We start from the raw sequence: 17,292 nt of genomic DNA, 5'->3' as shown, positions 1-17,292 counted from the left end.
AGCAAGTTTTCCAAGCGAACTAGGCGCTTAATGTAAACTCATAGAATTCATACATTTAATGCAACTAGCTATGAAAACTAAATTGAATGCTTAAAAACAAAATCGTCAGCATCTGTGTAGCTGCTGTCAAAAATCCTTACGGTTTATACGCAATGTCATTTTGAGTGGTTTTATTTTTTTTGCGGTATATCAATAAAAACCCGCGAAATATAGCAAATTTTGTACAGCATACAAAGAGCAGATTCGCTTTTACTGATACTAATCAAGGTTTTTTCCTGTAAACAATTACTCAGCAATTTTTACAAATTGGCAAACACGTCGTTGAGCGCGCGCAAGGTTAGCATTCTTCTCGGTCCATTTCCTTACATATTGTAGGTATTAAGACGTTTCAATATTTTCTTGGCAACAGCTCGCTATTGCCCCTACTAGATCTTCTATCTGCTCCAGGGAAGGTCCACTAAAACCCAATAAAAAACCTTCCCGATGAAAACAGGTCGCATTTTTATCGTAGTGTTCTGACAAGGTGGACAACACAATATTTGCCTGTGTCAGCTGACCGGCAATTATTTGATCCAGCGGCTTATTCGATGCATTCTGCTTCGTAAAGTTCGCCTTAAACTCCACCAGTATATGCATACCACCTTGCGGTTTTTTCCAATAAAACCAATGAGATAAAAACTCATCCAACAAGGAAAGTAGTGCGTCGCGCTTGATTCGATAATGCCGACGCATTCGATTAACATGCCGCTCGAAATGTCCCTGCTGCATAAAATCCGCCACCGCAGGCTGTATTGGTAACGACGCAGACGAACCCAATTTTCGCTGGCTGTTTCGCATGGCATCAAGGTGAGCCAAAGGCGCCACAATAAAACCCAATCTCAAACCACGAAACAACACTTTTGAAAAACTGCCAATAAAAAACAGACGATTTTTAGCATTCGGATGCACGCTAGCCGTCTGCATAAAAGGCACATTATTTCGCCCATGATAAACAAATTCATTGTCGTAATCGTCTTCCACCAGCCACCATTCAGACAGATTATTCTCTAGATTCATCAGCCATTTTTGACGACGTTGTGGACTCATACTGATCCCCAAAGGGTACTGACGATTGGGAGTCAAAATTGCCACATTAGAACCTGTGGTAGAAGTGGGTAAGCAAGGGCCTTCATCGTCAATAGTCAGCTCTCCCGAAGCGTTATCGGCACGAAAACATTCACGAATCGGCGGGTAAGTAGGGGATTCCAGCCACCACTTGGGCGACGTTTTGGATAACGCAGAAAGCGTATGTTTTAATAATAACAGCGAATCTCGACTGCCTGCGGTGACGATAATTTGCTCGGCGCAGCATTCTAGCCCTCGAACACGATACAAATACTCCACAATAGCGGCTTTTAACGCAGGGTAACCCGTTGCATACCCGCCTTGTAAGACGGCAAAATCCGGCGTTAGCCAACTTCGTCTCATACTCGCCGCCCACTCCTTCGTCGGAAACACACTGGCGTCTGCGCCCGAATCGAACCGCTGAACTTGCTCGGGACCTTCCATCGGTGTTGCTAATCTCACTGGTGAAGGCGTCCGGGGAGTCATCATAGGCAACGCCGCCACAAACACGCCACGTTTTTCTTCGCTGGTTAATACCCCTTCTGCAATAAGCTGATCGTAAGCGCGTGTCGTCGTACTACGAGATACGCCCAACGAGCTGGCCAAAAAGCGTGACGAGGGCAGTTTGTCGCCTATTCCCCATTCACCCGACACAATACTTTGCTGAATGTGCGCAACCAACTGCTGATAATAGGGCGCACCTTGCTCATCGAGCACAAAACGTAGACTGGCGTATGACATATCTGGCCTGCTTTAAAATATCTATTCTGGCTATTTTTGTTACAGCCAGATCCTCTTATGCTTGAGTTATAACCAGTAACCCACCGAGACGCAAGGAAACACACCATGAGCCAGCCCTCTCATTCGACCTTAGAAAAAACCGCATTAAGTCAAGTGAAGCGCGGCCAAAAGCGCGCGTCTTACGATAAAACCACCGCACTGGACATAATTGATGCCGCTCTTATGTGCCACGTGGCCCAAACCAAAAATGGTCAAGCCTTTGTCACACCAACTTGTCATTGGCGCGAGGGGGACTACTTTTACTGGCACGCTCATTCCAAGGCTCGCAATGTACAAGGCCCGATCGACGAGCCAGAGAAAGTCTGCATCAACATCAGCTTACTCGACGGACTAGTACTGGCTCGCTCCGCCATGCATCACTCGGTGAATTATCGATCTGTCACCCTGTTTGGCGTGCCTGAATTAATCGAAGACAAAGCCGAAAAAGTGCGTCAATTTAAGATTTTCTTAGACAAAGTCAGCCCAGGCCGTTGGGAACAACTCAGACCCGTTAACGACACCGAGATAAAAGCCACGGGCTTGGTACGAATTAAAATAGCAGAGGCGTCGGTCAAGTTTCGAGCAGAGCCGCCCGTGGATGACGAAGAAGATTACTCTTGGCCAGTGTGGGCCGGCGTGATGCCGTTAGAGAGAACATGGGGCGAAAATCAACAAGACCCTCGACAAGAAGAACACTACCCAGAACCAACACCACCAAAAGCGTTTTAAACAGTTCGTTTTAACATTTTACTTCTTGCCACGCTTAATACAGACACAAAAAAGCCGCTAGCTCCGTGGAGGTAGCGGCTTCATTGTGAGCCACACATAACCAGTGTTGTAGACTAAATTTTATTGGCAATTTTTTGTGCAAACCCATGCAAAAACGGCCCTGCAATAAACGAGATAATACCCGCTGCTGGCCACGCCAACACCCAAGCACTCATCCAAAAGCTGACAAAATCTGGCGTCGCGCCCATGTTTACATAGGTAATCCACGCAGACATAAACAAAGACAGGGTAAACGACATCAGTACGGCAAAAATAATTCTGTGTTTCATACGAAGACTCCTCTTTCGTGTTCTCAATAGGCAATATATTAGCAAATTCTCATTTAAATAGTACTGCCAATTTCAACAAGAATCGGCGGAATAGCTATCAACACGAGCTCGGCTATTATTGGCCACTAAGAAATAAACTCAAAGCAAAAAGCCAACACTTCGTGGATGTTTGCGCTTTAGCGTCAGAACGAAGTATTGGCTTTTTTGTAAGTAAGCTAGGATCCAGTGAGTAAACAACGACCCAGTAAGTTTACCCAGATCCCTATTGAGTCAATTGATCAACAAGATAAACAATGGATTGATATTCAATACCACTGTGTTCCGTTAAGCCAATTTCACAAGTACGGCTGTTCGAATAACCAACGTCGCAGCCTTCTACTGCTTTAGCGAGAGTTTTCAGCGCGCTGCCGTTCAATTCTGGCGTCGAGAAACCCTTATCGCCGGCAAAGCCACAGCAAGTAATATCAGCGGGAATCACCACTTCATCGGCTAATTGGTGCGCCAAGCTAACAAACTGATCCGCCAAACCCATTCGCGTGGTGCTGCACGTCACATGCAAGGCCATCTTGTTGAGCTTTTTCGGAATCGTGACGCTTGGCATCACATGAGTCGACAAAAAGCTCACTTGCTCGTGCAATTCCAAACGGTCGTCTAGGCTTTCCTGCATGCGCAAGGTACAAGGGCTCACATCACAAATGATCGGAATACGGCCATTGTCACTGGCGCTTATCAATAAAGCGTTAAGCGCACTGGCTTTTTGCTGTGCCGCATCGAATTGTCCCTTCGAATGAAACGCCATGCCACAACATTGGCTTTCGATGTCTTTGGGTACAGTCACCTTGTAACCGGCTTTTTCCAATACAGAAAACATCACCGTCATCACCGAGCGTTTGTCGCTGGCATTGGGGCCCGCGCCCATCACTCGTGTTGCACAGCTTGGAAAGTAAATCACTTCCTTTTGCGCGCCATCCAGTTGACGAACAGGAATACTGTTTGCTGCCGTCGGCATGCTGTTATGCCATTTAGGCACAGTACCACCCGAGACCTTATTCATCACGGAAGTCACGGCTTTCATACCGCCATTGCCGATTAGTCCCCGCGCCGTGTGTGCCACAGACAAACCGGTTTTCGCGGTTTTCGTTACACCAGCAAAATGATCCGCGACCCAATAACCTACCTTGCTGTCTGGATGACGATCGTGGCGAATTTCTCGGGTTAAATCGCCCGTATTAATGCCAACCGGACACTGCATAGAACACAAACCACACCCCGCGCAGGTATCCACGCCTTGGTAATCGTAGTCTTTTTGCAATTCGGCAAGGCGTTCCGGCTGGTCGCCCGCCGCGATCAAGCGCTGAATTTCGCGCCAGATGACGATGCGCTGACGCGGCGTCAGCGTCACAGATTTAGACGGGCAAGAAGATTCACAGAAACCACACTCGATACAGGTATCGACCTTATCGTTGGCTTTCGGCATGGGTTTCAAATTCTGCACATGCAAATTCGCGTTGCGGGACAAGACCACATCGGGATTCAGTAAGGTGTGCGGATCAAACGCGCGTTTGATTTCCCACATGATGTCGTAAGCCACCTTGCCCCATTCCAATTCCACGTACGGCGCCATGTTGCGTCCGGTGCCGTGTTCCGCTTTTAGAGAACCCTTGTATTTCACCGCAACCAATTGTGCGACTTCGTCCATGAGTTGTTCGTAGCGGGTGACTTCTTTCGGGTCATCGAAGCCTTGGGTAAAGACGAAATGCAAATTGCCTTCTAGGGCGTGACCGAACAAAATCGCTTCTGAATAACCGTGTTTTTGGAAAACGCCTTGCAGCTCTAAAACGCCTTCTGCCAATTGCTCAATAGGAAACGCCACGTCTTCGATGATTACAGTCGTGCCTACAGGGCGCACTGCACCGACGGCAGGGAACAAGCCTTTGCGAATTTTCCAGTAAGAGTCGTAAATGGCTTTGTCTTGAGTAAATTCAATCTCACTTAATGTGGTTTGGCCTTCTAAAGCGGCCTTTACCAACACGAGGTTTGCCGCTAGCTCGTCCGCATCGGCAGCACGAACGTCGACCAATAACCCTGCGGCATCTGGCCCAAGGGACGCCAAGGCATCCGGCATACCAGGTTTACCTTCCACCGCGCGCAACCCAGCGCGATCGATCAATTCAACCGCCGCAACCGATGAGGTTTTCAGCGCCATCACCGCGCGACACGTGGCTTCCATGTTTTCAAAGAAAATCATCGCCGCAGCTTTAATTGGATGATCCACCACGGTTTCGTACGTCACTTCGCTAATAAAACCTAGCGTACCTTCAGAACCGATCATTAGATGTAGGAGTATGTCGAACGGGTCTTCGAAGTCCGTTAGGCTGTTTAAACTGTAACCCGTTGTGTTTTTCAGGCGGTATTTGTGTCTGATTTTTTCCGCCAATTCTGGGTTGGTTTGCACTTCTCTAGAAAGGCGCGTCAAGGTGCTTAGTAGCTCAGTGTGGCTTTTCGCAAAGGCTGCACGGCTGGCGTCATCGGAAGTGTCTAACAAGGTACCGTCGGCGAAAATCAGTCGAGCGCTTTCAATGGTGTGATAACTGTTTTGCGCCGTACCACAACACATGCCGCTGGCATTGTTGGCCGCAATACCACCAATCATACAAGCATTAATTGACGCGGGATCTGGGCCAATTTTACGTTGAAAAGGCGCCAAGATTTGATTCGCTCGCGCGCCAATGATCCCCGGCTGCAAAGAAATACTGTGGCCATGTTGATGAATGCGATGGCCTTTCCAGTTATCCGACAGCTGCATCAGAATCGAATCTGTGACCGCCTGACCGGATAAACTCGTTCCCGCCGCACGAAACGTCACCGGCAAAGATCGCTCACGTGCTTCTTTTAACACCAAACGCACTTCATCCTCGTTGTCGACACGCACTACCAACTGAGGAATCAGTCGATAAAAGCTACCATCGGTGCCGTAGGCGAGAGTACGAAGCGGGTCTTGAATGAGCCGAGACTCATCAATTACCTTTTTAAGGGCGTGGTACATATCATTATAAAGCGCGGTTTTAACGGTAAGGGTCGTAGCAGAATTCATCAGACATCCCATGGCATAAAGCCAGTTCAAGCAAGTTGTTATTTTTGTGAAGATAACAGGTTAACAATAGACCATTAATTAATGGACATATTGGTAAGACCAATTTACCCTATAAATACAGAGCACATTAAGAATCTGACCGAAGTTTGTCAACCTAAATTACGATCATTGTTTGTACAGTGAACTTCATACTTTTTATTCAAGCACAGAACGTTAGGAACCCCATGGACATCAAGCCATTTAATCGCGTCAAACAACCAAAAATCTCCGACATGATAGTGCAGGAACTGGAAAGCATGATTTTAGAAGGCAGTTTTGGCGCAGGGCAAAAGTTACCGCCAGAGCGAGAATTGGCCGCGCGTTTTGAGGTCTCTCGCCCGTCATTACGCGAAGCGATACAGAAATTGGTGGCTCGTGGCGTATTGTTCAGTCGCCATGGCGGCGGCACTTACGTTTCCGATCAGCTTGGCAGCTCGTTTGCTGACCCTTTGCAGGACTTGATCAGTTCCCACGATGAGTTTTTATACGATCAACTGGAATTTCGCGACGCACTGGAAAGTCTCGCGGCTTATTATGCGGCCTTGCGCAGCACCGACGCCGACAAAGCCAAACTCACTCACTGCTTCGAACAGCTCGTCGAAGCGAACCAAAACCAAGCGTTTGCTCTAGAAGCCAAACTCGATGTGGAATTTCATCTGATCATCGCCGAATCCGCCCACAACGTGGTGCTGCAACACACTTTGCGCAGCTTACACACCATGTTGGCCAAGAGTATTTCAAGCAATTTGAAAAACCTGTTTGAGAAAAAAGCCGCTCGACAGCTCGTTATGGAACAACACACTAATTTGTACCAAGCCATCATGGCAGGCGACGCCGAGGCAGCTCGCCGCGCCGCTCACGATCACCTCGTCTTTGTAGAAGACAACCTATTGAAGATAAGACAAGAAGAAACGCGTATTCAACGATCCCTGAGAAGAAGTGAGCACCAAGGAATGAATGGAGTAAAAGAGTGAATACAATATATCAGTAAGCTTAAATATTTAACTTACTGATATATTAACAGCTTATAGATAAAAAACTAAAAGGCTAACAACAAACTTAATGTACCGACATCAACACTTTCTAAGGATGATGAATAATCATCTGCGCTTCTAAACTGCAGCTGATACTCTACTGCAAATCTTTGAAACTGATAGCCTATGCCAATAGGAATCTGTAAACCTGTTGCTGTATATGACAGGTCATTATATTCCAGCGTGTCATGAAATAAACCTAAACCAAGGTATCCATAAGCTAAATTCGGTTGAATTTCTGTTGTTAATAACCAATTAAAGTACAAAGCGGTGGATTCATACCCATCTACTTTTACACTAATATTACCTTGAGTTGCCTCTAAACTATTTCCTTTTTGAATGCCAAAATCTGATGCAAAATGCTTGCCGCCAAACGTACGAACTTGTAGAGAGTAACCTGTTAAATTTGCTTCTAAGCTATCGTTTTTATAGACAAATAATTCATCAAAAAGACCAACACCAACTTGAGCTCTTACAGCACTCAATGCTGATCCTGTATAACTTACTGCCGCCATAGCAACACAACCTAAAGCCAATTTTTTTCTAAGATTCATAATAATCATCCATGTCCCTTTACAATGAAGGATGGATTTTTAATCAGTCTACTTGGTTTGTAAAGCTTTTCTTTACAATAAAAAATGTTAGGTAGAATAAACATTTATTTATTATAACAATGAGAAAAAATATTTAGCGTTGTCATTTATTAATCAATTAAAACCAAACGTCTTTTTTCATGTTTTGTAAATAACACCAATAAAGGGTCACGGCTCTGGCAATAAACAACACAGCTTGGCTTAGCCATAATCCATGGTTCCCCAAGCCCTGTGTCATAAACCACAAAGGGAAAAAAACGCCGAGTACGCAAAGAATCATGGTGTTTTGCATTTGCTTCACACTGGTGGTGCCGATAAAAATGCCGTCTAGCATAAACGACCAAATACCCAAAAGTGGAAAGAAGATCAGCCAAGGTAGGTACAGTGCGGCATCGTCGCGCACACTTTGTACGCTGGTCAGTAAAGCAATGATTTGATTGCCCGACAGCCAGAAAATCAGCATTAAAATCAACGCCGCTAACAAGGCCCAATAGGTTGAAAGGCGAATCACCTTTTTAAAATTCGCCTTGTCTTTGCGGCCGTAATATTCGCCACATAAGGCTTCTACCGAAAAGGCAAAGCCGTCTAGCGCGTTGGAAATAATCATCAAAAAGGTCAATAGCACGGCGTTGGCCGCCAGAATAGAATCCCCTTGGCGAGCGCCTTGAGCGGTGAAAAACATCATCACCAGCAACAACAAAATCGTTCGCACAAACAAGTAACGGTTCACCTGCACCAAAGCGATGTATTCGCGCCATTTCGCCAATGCTCGTAGGGGCACATGACCCGAAAAGCACTTGAGTTTATGCCAAGCCAATACTCCCGCTACTAAGACGCCGATGTAATGAGACAACACGGTCGCCCACGCCACGCCGTCACTGGCCATTCCCAAACCATACACCGCAGCATAATCCAGCACCATGTTGGCAATGTTGATCACCAACAACATCCACAAGGGGCCTTTGGAATACTGCACGCCAAAAAACCAGCCCATTAGGGCATAGCCAGCCAGTACCGCCGGTGCGCTAAAAATTCGCGCCTCACAATACAATCGCGCCCAAGGTTCTACTTCGGCGCTGGGTTCCATTAAGGTCATGGCCAAATCAATAATCGGCGCTCGAAAGGCGATCAGCATCAAGCCGATAAAAACCCCCATCAACACAGACTGCAACAGCAACTCTCGCACACGACGCTGATCGTCTTGCCCCAGTGCCTGAGCAGTCAGCCCCGTCGACCCCATGCGCAAAAAACCAAACGCCCAAAACAAGAAGCTAAAAATGCTCGCTCCGATGGCCACCGCCGCCAAATGGGTAGCGGTGCCTAAATGCCCAACAACCGCCGTGTCAACCAAGCCCAATAACGGCGTGGTGATGTTTGCCACCATCGGTGGCCAGGCCATTCGCCAGATTTTGGTATTAAGAGGCAGATTCTCTCGATAAGAATGAGAAACAGAGGCTAAGGATAACTTGGACACACTGGGCTCGCTTGTGGGTAAATAAAACATTGTGGATAACCTTTTACCCACATTACTGTCCCGATTATAAAATACAAACCAAAACAGCGTGGAAAAAAAGCGCGGTTATTCACAGTAAAAGCCGTCAAAAGTGGTTTTAACCTTCAATCTAGACCATATAATCTCAAAAAATGCCGTAGTAGTTATTATATGTCGACTTTTCCACAGGCCGCCGCCTGATTCATCCGTTAAAACGAGATCAATAAGAAAATTATTTCACAAAACCTATTTTGGGATAACTCATGGTTTTTTCCACAATCCTGAGCACATGATCACAGAAGTTTGCTAAACTCGCGTTTATTTTGCATCGCTGGAGACACTCTATGTCAAAACAATTGAGACCCTATCTTGAGGCATTAGCCGTTGGCTGTGTTTTCATCAGCATCACCATGTTGTTTGAAATCCCTTTTTACATGAGCCTTATCATTGGTGCGCTTGCGGCGCTTGGCGGCTACCGCAATTCGATCAAAATGGATCGTGAAAAAGAAGAAAAATTGGCTGCGAAAAAAATCTCGCCAGCCAAAAAAGAGGACAAATAAAATGACTTCTTCACACGCTCCCGCTTACGGCGAAGCCGACGGCACTTTACAGGCCATTGGTGGTGTAGAAGGTTTGCAATCCTTGGTAGAAACCTTTTATCGCATCATGGGCGACACACCCGAATTTCGCCCCTTGTACGACATGCACCCAAAAGACATGACGCTCACTATCGATAAATTGGTGGCGTTTTTGTCCGGCTGGATGGGCGGAGAACGTTTGTTTTCAAAGAAATACGGTGCCATGAGTTTGCCGCAGGCACATGCGCATCTTGTGGTTACAGAAGTAGAAAAAGCCATGTGGTTAGATTGCATGGCCGTGGCATTGGATGAACTCAATTATCCCGCCGACCTAAAAGCGTATTTATTACCAAAACTCGAATTTCCCGCTGAACGTATTCGCCAAGTCAGTGCCGCCAACCACGCCTAAAAGGCGCTATTCGCTACGAATGTCTTTCAACACGTAAATACCCAGACGTTTCGCCAATCGCGCTAGATTGGCGCGATCCATCGAAAGCTGTTGCGCGGCTTTTGTCCAATTGCCGTCATTTTTCTCTAACGCGTGTCGGATCAAGCCACGTTGGTAACTCTCTGTTTTTTCTCGTAAATCCACCGTTTCAACCATGTTGTGTTGTGGCAAGCTGTTTTGTGAAATATCGGCTTGTGGCAAGTCGGTTTCTAGCCAATTGGATTGTGTCTTTTTCATTGGGTTATTATTTATCTGTAACCCTGTTAGATGAGCCGGCGTTATCACGGTAATACCGCTCTTTTGCGCCGATTTGGTGGCTTCTGCTTTAGCAAACAAAGCCGCTCGGGAAATCACGTGCTCCAGCTCTCGTACATTGCCCGGCCAATGATAGGCTTCGAGCAATTCAATCGCAGCGACGGAAAGGGTCAGTTGCTGTAAACCTAATTTGCGTCGAAAACGCTCGGCGAAAAATCCCGCTAACAAGGGAATATCCCCTTTACGCTCACGTAATGCGGGCACCTGAATGGGAAACACGCTCAAGCGATGAAATAAATCGGCGCGAAAGCGCTGTTCAGCCACCTCGGTTTCTAAATGTCGATTGGTGGCCGCGAGAATACGCACATCGACTTTTCGCACCTGATCTTTACCAACCGCCTGAATTTCTTGATTTTGAATGGCACGCAATAACGTGCCTTGTACTTCTAAAGGCAGCTCGCCGATTTCGTCTAACAGCAAAGTGCCACCATCGGCGAGCAGAAACTTTCCTTCTCGGTCACGATCCGCTCCCGTAAACGCCCCTTTTACATGCCCAAACAATTCGCTTTCAATTAAGTGTTGCGGAATCGCGGCGCAATTGACGTACACCATGGGCGCATCGCCACGGGAAGACTGTTCGTGTAGAGAGCGCGCCACCAGCTCTTTACCGACGCCAGTTTCCCCTTCTATGAGGGTGGTAAAATCGGACGAGGCAACCAACTGAATCGATTGTTTAAGAGCTTGCATCGCCTTGCTTTGACCGATCATTTCGCTTGGCTGCTCGTTCATCACTTTTAGCACATCTTGGGCGTGCTGAGACTGGTTTTCGAGTCGCTCCATCAACATCGAGGTGTTTAGCGTCATCGCCGCCATGGTGCCAATAATTTCTAAGGCACGGTTGTCTATTTCATCAAAAACGCCGGGCTGAATGCTGTCTAATGTCACCACGCCCATTAATTCGCCTTCTAAATACAAGGGCACGCCCATACAAGAATGCACGGGCAAATGCTCACCATAGCCAACCACCATACCATCGTAAGGGTCGGGCAAGGTTGAATGACTGGGAAAACGCACCGGATAATGCCCCGCGCAGATTTCTTTTAGCCTCGGGTGTTCATTGATGACAAAACGACGCCCCATTAAATCTTCCGATAAGCCGCGCTGCGCAATGGGCGTCAATACCTCATGGTGGCGAATCAAGAGAACCACTGCATCGCAATTGATCGTTGCTCGTATGGCATTAACCAATTGCTCGAAGCGATTCGGCTGGGTCACCGCGCTGGCAAGGTCTAACGCAAAGCTGAGTAGGGCATTGTTGGAAATATGATTCATCGGTGGCTATGCTTCATTCCTGGTTCGTTGTTTGAGTCAATTTGACTCAAACATATCATATAGATTTTTATTTAATCGAGTCTTATTGACTCTATTTTTTATAAGATTAATTCAAGTGACTGATTTATATATATTTTATAACTTGGCACGGCCTTCGCAATAGTCAATTTAATTCAGTGACATTTTCATTTACTGATTCATTAAAAAGGAAACAACCATGTTATCTCAACAACACATAGACACAGTGCGTTCTACCATTCCTCTACTAGCGTCTGCCGGCCCTGCTATTACCGAATATTTCTACAAACGCATGTTTCAGCATAATCCTGAACTTAAGCATGTGTTCAACATGACTCACCAAAAAACGGGCGGTCAGCCAGCGGCGTTGTTTAACGCCATTGCGGCCTACGCAACGCACATCGATAACTTGGAAGTGCTTACTGGTGCCGTGATGCGCATCGCGCATAAACACACCAGTTTTAATATTCAGCCAGACCAATACGCCATTGTCGGCCATCATCTAATCGAAACATTGCGTGAATTGGCACCCGATGCTTTTACTCCAAACGTAGAAGAAGCTTGGGTGGCGGCGTACGGCCAGTTGGCAGATATTTTCATCAAGATAGAAGCCGACCTGTACAAAGAGCGTGCAGCTGAAGCGGGCGGTTGGATGGATTTTCGTCGTTTTCGCGTGGCGTCTAAAACCGCAGAGTCTGAGTTAGTCACCAGCTTCGTACTGGAACCGATCGACGGCGGCGCGGTGATCGATTACATCCCTGGACAATACTTAGGCGTAAAATTGCACCCTAAAGGTAACGAATACGACGAAATTCGTCAGTACTCTTTGTCTACTGCACCCAATGGCCAAAATTATCGTATCAGTGTGAAACGCGAAGGCGCTGCCGACATGGCGGGAGTCATGTCGAATTACCTACACGACCACGTCAACGTCGGGGATGAAATCGAAGCCATGCCACCCGCAGGCGACTTCTTCTTCCAAGACAAGCAAACACCGGTTGTGTTGATTTCTGGCGGTGTGGGCTTAACACCCATGCAAGCCATGCTAGATACCTTGGCGAAACAGCAATACGCTCAACCCGTTAGCTACTTGCATGCCTGTGCAAACGCGGCTCAACACTCGTTCAAAGACCACGTAAACAGCCAAAAAGACACACTGAATTTGTCTGTCCATACCTGGTACGAGCAAGGCAGCACCGCAAACGAAGACGCGATAGCAGGCAAAATGCAACTCGACGAAATAAAAGACAGCCTGCCATTAAGCAACGGCGAATTCTACCTCTGCGGCCCAGTGGGCTTCATGATGTTCGTCAAGCAACAGCTGCTGACGCTAGGCGTCGAAGCAGACCGCGTTCACTATGAATTGTTCGGCCCGCACAAAGATGTTTGATTTTAAAAGACGTTTGATCTTGAAAGACGTTTGAGCTTTCCCTTCTCATCATTTCTACTTGAAAACCCTCCCCTTTAAGAAACCCTCTTTAGAAAAAGGGGGAGGGTTACCATCACTGATCTCACTATTGACAAAAATGAGATAACCTATCAATATGATAGGTATTGTCTCAATGGATGAGCATTATGAAAAAAACTACCTACAAGGAAGCGTGGTATTTCCTCTCAGTGAATTTGCAGCTCGAAAGATCCTTAACGACTTAGCCGAAAATCACACAAGTAGAATTCGCTGGAGCAGGCACATCAAAGAACGCATGCTTGAGCGAGGAGTGACCACGAGGCAAATTTTAACTCTGCTTAAAAGTAAGCGCTCCGTATTTCGTGAAGGCCCTTATCTTGAGCTCAATGGTGATTGGAAATGTAATATAAAGGGCATGGCTGCTGGGTCTATATTAGAACTGAGCGTTGCCATAAAAAACCCTGCGGATAACCCGACATCGATTTTAATCACAGTCTGGGTTCACTAGTGGTCACTGCATTAGGAGTATTTATGTATCACTATACTGAATGTGGCTTATCTAACGTTTTTCTAAAAAACGGTTTTGTCATTGAACAGGTCGACGGCGAAGATTACACCAGCATCGATGATATGAATAACTTACATAATGCCATTGCACAAAGCCTGACAGACAATCACACGGCACTTTGTCCTGCCGAGTTTAAATTTTTACGCATAGAATTAAATTTATCGCAAAAAATGCTCGGCTATCGTTTTGGCGTATCAGAGCAAACGATCGCACGTTATGAAAAAGGGCAATCCGTGATTCCTCGAACAACAGACGCTGCGCTTAGATCTCTCTTTATGGAAATACTAGAGAAAACCAGCTCTGTTGGCTATTTTCTCGATTTACTTTCAGATGCCGAAGCTAAGCAAGCTGCAAGAGAAATATTATTAGAAGAAGTCGACAATCATTGGAAGATCGCTGTTTAACACAGCGTTTCGCCTATTGCTTAAACGGCAGCATTTTTCGGGTATCTTGATGATACTCCCGCACTGCGGTGGCTTCTTCTTCGCAGAAGTTGCCAATTGCTTCACGAAAGCCTTCATGGGCAATGTAATGCACACTGTAGCTAAACACAGGTTCAAAACCACGGGCGATTTTGTGTTCCCCTTGTGTACCTGGATCGAAATGCTGTAACCCTTTTTCTAAGCAAAACTCGATGCCTTGGTAGTAGCAGGCTTCAAAATGCAGGCAATCCACTTCTTCTACACAACCCCAGTAGCGGCCATATAAGGAGCGATCGTCGAAGAAACACCAGGAAGCCGCAATGGCTTTTTCGCCCCGAAACGCTTGCACCAACAGAATTTGACCGCCCATGTTGTCGGCTAATAAACCGAAAAACTCTCGCGTTAAATAGCCTTGTTGACCGCGTTTGGCGTAGGTGGATTGATAACACTGGTAAAAGAAATCGATCTCGGCCGCAGTCAGTTCGTTGCCAAGGGTACGCGTTAAGGTGACACCTTGCTGGGCGACTTTTTCTCGCTCTTTGCGTGCCGCTTTGCGCTTGCGACTGGAAAAGTGTGAGAAGTAATCGGCCATGTCTTTATAGCCACGATTGAACCAATGAAACTGACAGGAAATACGCTGCAGTAGATCTTTATTTGGTGCAAACAAGGCCGCGTGTTCTGGCTTAGCGAACAACAAATGCCAGCTGGAGAAATCGCGCTCTTGGTTGGCTTGAGTCATTAATTCGGCAAGGGCAGGGTACAGATGCGAAAAGGCGACATCGTCACCTTTTGGATCAAGATGGGAAAAGAGTCGAACTCCCGTCACTGGGGAAAAGGGAATAGCCCAAATGCGTTTAGGAAAATAACGCATGCCGTAACGCTGGTAAGCGTCGGCCCAAGACCAGTCAAAAACAAACTCCCCTTGAGAATGGGTTTTTAAGTAGGTGGGCGCAATGGCCAGCGGGCTGTCATCGTCGTCCATCACCAGCAAGTATTCTGGATACCAGCCAGTGCCATCGCCGATGCTGTTACTCTGTTCAAGCGCCTGATGAAAAGCAAATTGCGCAAAAGGGTACTGTGTTTCACCAATGGCGGCGTGCCATGTAGCTTCGCCGATTTGATCCACCGAGTTAAACCATTGCGCCTTCATCTGACCCATCCTATGTTCTGCAAGTATTATCCGTTTGTTATTGTCCGTTCGTCAGCATTTGACGGCGCATGTGCGCCACCAAGCTGGCACTGTCTGGACGTACTTGACGCCATAAATAAAACGCTTCAGCGGCTTGACCTACCAACATACCCAAACCATCAGCGCCGTCTGCGCCGCGTTCATGTGCCCATTGCAAGAAGATAGTGCGCTCGACGCCATACATCATGTCGTAGCACCAGGTTTGATCGCCGATCAGCTCATCTTTTAATGGTGGCAAATTGCCCGACAAACTCGCCGATGTGCCATTAATAATGATGTCAAAAGACCCTTCAAGGGCGTCAAATGAGGAAGCGAGGCAATCAAAATGATCCGCCAATGCTTGCGCTTTTTCTACTGTCCGATTGGCAATGGTGACAGATTCTGGCTGCTCCGACAAAATAGGTTCAAGCACGCCGCGAACCGCGCCACCAGCGCCCAAAATCAACACTCGCTTGTCTTTTAGGGACACTTGATGATTGTCGATAATGTCGCGAACCATACCGATTCCATCGGTATTGTCGCCAAACAAGTCGCCATTTTTACCCATTAACAGAGTATTAACCGCACCGGCTTGCTTGGCTCGCTGGCTCAATATATCGCACATGGCGTAAGCGCGTTCTTTGAACGGCACAGTGATGTTGAGACCTTTACCGCCTTGCTGAAAAAAGTCACGTACCTGTTGTTCAAACTCTACTTCATCGCCCAAAAGGGTTGAGTAGGTTAGCGATTGTTGTGTTTGCGTCGCAAAGTAAGCGTGGATGCTCGGTGACTTGCTGTGCGCAATTGGGTTTCCCACTACAGCGTATTGATCCAAAATCTGTCCTCTTTTTTAAACACCAAAACCAATGAACTTATCGATTCATTTAAAGGCAAACCACTCTTTACCCTGCAAGATTCAGCCAATCTTTGGATGTTAGATAATAATCGGTTAATTTGGCTTCTTCGCTGTCGGCGGCGACTTGGTAATCGTAGGTCCAGCGCACTTCGGGTGGCAATGACATCAAGATAGATTCGGTACGGCCCAAACCACTTTGCAGACCAAAATGGGTGCCGCGGTCAAACACCAAGTTAAATTCCACATAACGGCCACGACGGTGCAATTGGAAATCTCGCTGTTGTTCGGTAAAAGGCAGATCTTTACGGCGCGCCAGTACCGGCATGTAAGCCTTGGTGTAGGCATCGCCCACCGCTTTCATCATGCCGAAGCAATGCTCGAAACTGCCTTCATTAAAGTCGTCAAAAAACAAACCGCCCACTCCGCGCGGTTCGCCACGATGTTTTAGGTAAAAGTAGTCGTCACACCAGGTTTTAAAACGTGAGTAATAGCTTTCATCAAAAGGCGCCACCGCGTCGTGAGCGGTTTGGTGCCAATGAACACAATCTTCATCAAAGCCATAATAAGGCGTTAAATCAAAGCCGCCTCCAAACCACCACACCGGCGCCATGTCGTCTTTATAGACAATAAACAAGCGCACATTGGCATGAGACGTCGGCGCCATTGGATTATTCGGATGAATCACCAAAGACACTCCCATGGCTTCGAAACGTCCGCCGGCCAGTTCAGGCCGATCTGCAGTCGCAGAAGGCGGTAACTTGTCGCCCATCACATGGGAAAAGTTAACGCCGCCTTTTTCGATTACCGCGCCGTTAGCAATGACTCGTGTGCGACCACCGCCGCCGTTGGGGCGATCCCAAGCGTCTTCATGAAAGCGAACCGAAGGTTCAAGACTTTCTAACGAAGCACAAATGTGATCTTGAAGGGACATAAGATAGGCTTTAACCGCCTCGACATCGAGGTGAGTAACCGTAGCAGATGAGCTGGATGACATGATTTGCTCCGTTTGGTGTTGTCGTAAATAGGTGTGTGTAAAATAATACGA

At 46.9% G+C, this 17,292-nt stretch carries 16 protein-coding genes; 7 read left to right on the top strand and 9 right to left on the bottom strand.

Going from position 1 to position 17,292, the window contains the following annotated elements; translation table 11 throughout:
* Positions 1 to 378: 378 nt before the first annotated feature.
* On the bottom strand, positions 379 to 1,845 hold the full coding sequence (gene pdxR / locus J9B83_RS04455) for a MocR-like pyridoxine biosynthesis transcription factor PdxR (protein ID WP_211535532.1): 1,467 nt from the start codon (positions 1,843 to 1,845) through the stop codon (positions 379 to 381).
* A 105-nt stretch (positions 1,846 to 1,950) separates the two neighbouring features.
* Between pdxR and J9B83_RS04450 the strand changes: the two genes are divergently transcribed.
* Positions 1,951 to 2,613: a pyridoxamine 5'-phosphate oxidase family protein gene (locus tag J9B83_RS04450; RefSeq protein ID WP_211535531.1), complete on the top strand. Its 663-nt coding sequence runs from the start codon at positions 1,951 to 1,953 to the stop codon at positions 2,611 to 2,613.
* Between the two features lie 113 nt (positions 2,614 to 2,726).
* Here J9B83_RS04450 and J9B83_RS04445 read toward each other — a convergent pair whose 3' ends face one another.
* Both J9B83_RS04445 and J9B83_RS04440 read right to left on the bottom strand, forming a co-directional pair.
* Entirely contained in the window at positions 2,727 to 2,942 is a 216-nt protein-coding gene (locus J9B83_RS04445) for a DUF2798 domain-containing protein (protein WP_211535530.1), read from the bottom strand.
* A 262-nt stretch (positions 2,943 to 3,204) separates the two neighbouring features.
* A complete protein-coding gene (locus J9B83_RS04440; protein ID WP_211535529.1) occupies positions 3,205 to 6,036 on the bottom strand; it encodes an FAD-binding and (Fe-S)-binding domain-containing protein in 2,832 nt (943 codons plus the stop codon).
* Between the two features lie 224 nt (positions 6,037 to 6,260).
* Between J9B83_RS04440 and J9B83_RS04435 the strand changes: the two genes are divergently transcribed.
* Positions 6,261 to 7,049: an FCD domain-containing protein gene (locus tag J9B83_RS04435; protein ID WP_211535528.1), complete on the top strand. Its 789-nt coding sequence runs from the start codon at positions 6,261 to 6,263 to the stop codon at positions 7,047 to 7,049.
* 65 nt (positions 7,050 to 7,114) lie between these two features.
* Here the strand turns inward: J9B83_RS04435 and J9B83_RS04430 are convergent, their stop codons facing one another.
* Together J9B83_RS04430 and J9B83_RS04425 are read right to left on the bottom strand one after the other, a co-directional pair.
* On the bottom strand, positions 7,115 to 7,663 hold the full coding sequence (locus tag J9B83_RS04430; RefSeq protein ID WP_211535527.1) for a hypothetical protein: 549 nt from the start codon (positions 7,661 to 7,663) through the stop codon (positions 7,115 to 7,117).
* Between the two features lie 157 nt (positions 7,664 to 7,820).
* Positions 7,821 to 9,101 (bottom strand): MATE family efflux transporter, encoded by a 1,281-nt coding sequence (locus J9B83_RS04425; RefSeq protein WP_211535578.1) that lies wholly within the window; start codon positions 9,099 to 9,101, stop codon positions 7,821 to 7,823.
* Between the two features lie 437 nt (positions 9,102 to 9,538).
* On the opposite strand from J9B83_RS04425, the gene J9B83_RS04420 reads away from it, so the two are divergent.
* Both J9B83_RS04420 and J9B83_RS04415 read left to right on the top strand, forming a co-directional pair.
* Positions 9,539 to 9,754: a hypothetical protein gene (locus J9B83_RS04420; protein WP_211535526.1), complete on the top strand. Its 216-nt coding sequence runs from the start codon at positions 9,539 to 9,541 to the stop codon at positions 9,752 to 9,754.
* Position 9,755: 1 nt separating this feature from the next.
* A complete protein-coding gene (locus J9B83_RS04415; protein WP_211535525.1) occupies positions 9,756 to 10,181 on the top strand; it encodes a group II truncated hemoglobin in 426 nt (141 codons plus the stop codon).
* A gap of 6 nt (positions 10,182 to 10,187) precedes the next feature.
* On the opposite strand, the gene norR is transcribed toward J9B83_RS04415, so the two are convergent.
* Positions 10,188 to 11,807 (bottom strand): nitric oxide reductase transcriptional regulator NorR, encoded by a 1,620-nt coding sequence (gene norR, locus J9B83_RS04410; protein WP_211535524.1) that lies wholly within the window; start codon positions 11,805 to 11,807, stop codon positions 10,188 to 10,190.
* A gap of 217 nt (positions 11,808 to 12,024) precedes the next feature.
* Between norR and hmpA the strand changes: the two genes are divergently transcribed.
* The 3 genes from hmpA (at position 12,025) to J9B83_RS04395 (ending at position 14,205) form a co-directional block, all read left to right on the top strand.
* Positions 12,025 to 13,215 (top strand): NO-inducible flavohemoprotein, encoded by a 1,191-nt coding sequence (gene hmpA, locus J9B83_RS04405; protein ID WP_211535523.1) that lies wholly within the window; start codon positions 12,025 to 12,027, stop codon positions 13,213 to 13,215.
* Between the two features lie 172 nt (positions 13,216 to 13,387).
* On the top strand, positions 13,388 to 13,741 hold the full coding sequence (locus J9B83_RS04400; protein WP_211535522.1) for a DUF4258 domain-containing protein: 354 nt from the start codon (positions 13,388 to 13,390) through the stop codon (positions 13,739 to 13,741).
* A 23-nt stretch (positions 13,742 to 13,764) separates the two neighbouring features.
* Positions 13,765 to 14,205 carry a helix-turn-helix domain-containing protein gene (locus tag J9B83_RS04395; protein ID WP_211535521.1) on the top strand — a complete coding sequence of 147 codons (441 nt, stop codon included), beginning with the start codon at positions 13,765 to 13,767 and terminating at the stop codon, positions 14,203 to 14,205.
* A gap of 13 nt (positions 14,206 to 14,218) precedes the next feature.
* Here the strand turns inward: J9B83_RS04395 and J9B83_RS04390 are convergent, their stop codons facing one another.
* From J9B83_RS04390 to hemF, 3 genes are all read right to left on the bottom strand, one after another.
* Positions 14,219 to 15,373, bottom strand: a complete 1,155-nt coding sequence (locus tag J9B83_RS04390) for a GNAT family N-acetyltransferase (RefSeq protein ID WP_211535520.1) — start codon at positions 15,371 to 15,373, stop codon at positions 14,219 to 14,221.
* A gap of 37 nt (positions 15,374 to 15,410) precedes the next feature.
* A complete protein-coding gene (gene aroE, locus J9B83_RS04385; RefSeq protein ID WP_211535519.1) occupies positions 15,411 to 16,226 on the bottom strand; it encodes a shikimate dehydrogenase in 816 nt (271 codons plus the stop codon).
* A 67-nt stretch (positions 16,227 to 16,293) separates the two neighbouring features.
* Complete coding sequence (hemF, locus tag J9B83_RS04380; protein ID WP_211535518.1) at positions 16,294 to 17,241, bottom strand: oxygen-dependent coproporphyrinogen oxidase; 948 nt, start codon at positions 17,239 to 17,241, stop codon at positions 16,294 to 16,296.
* Between the last annotated feature and the right edge of the window lie 51 nt (positions 17,242 to 17,292).

The organism is Marinomonas vulgaris, from assembly GCF_018145875.1.
Lineage (GTDB): Bacteria > Pseudomonadota > Gammaproteobacteria > Pseudomonadales > Marinomonadaceae > Marinomonas > Marinomonas vulgaris.
Note: the sequence above shows the minus strand (reverse complement) of the source record. Positions and strands in the feature narration are given on the sequence as shown.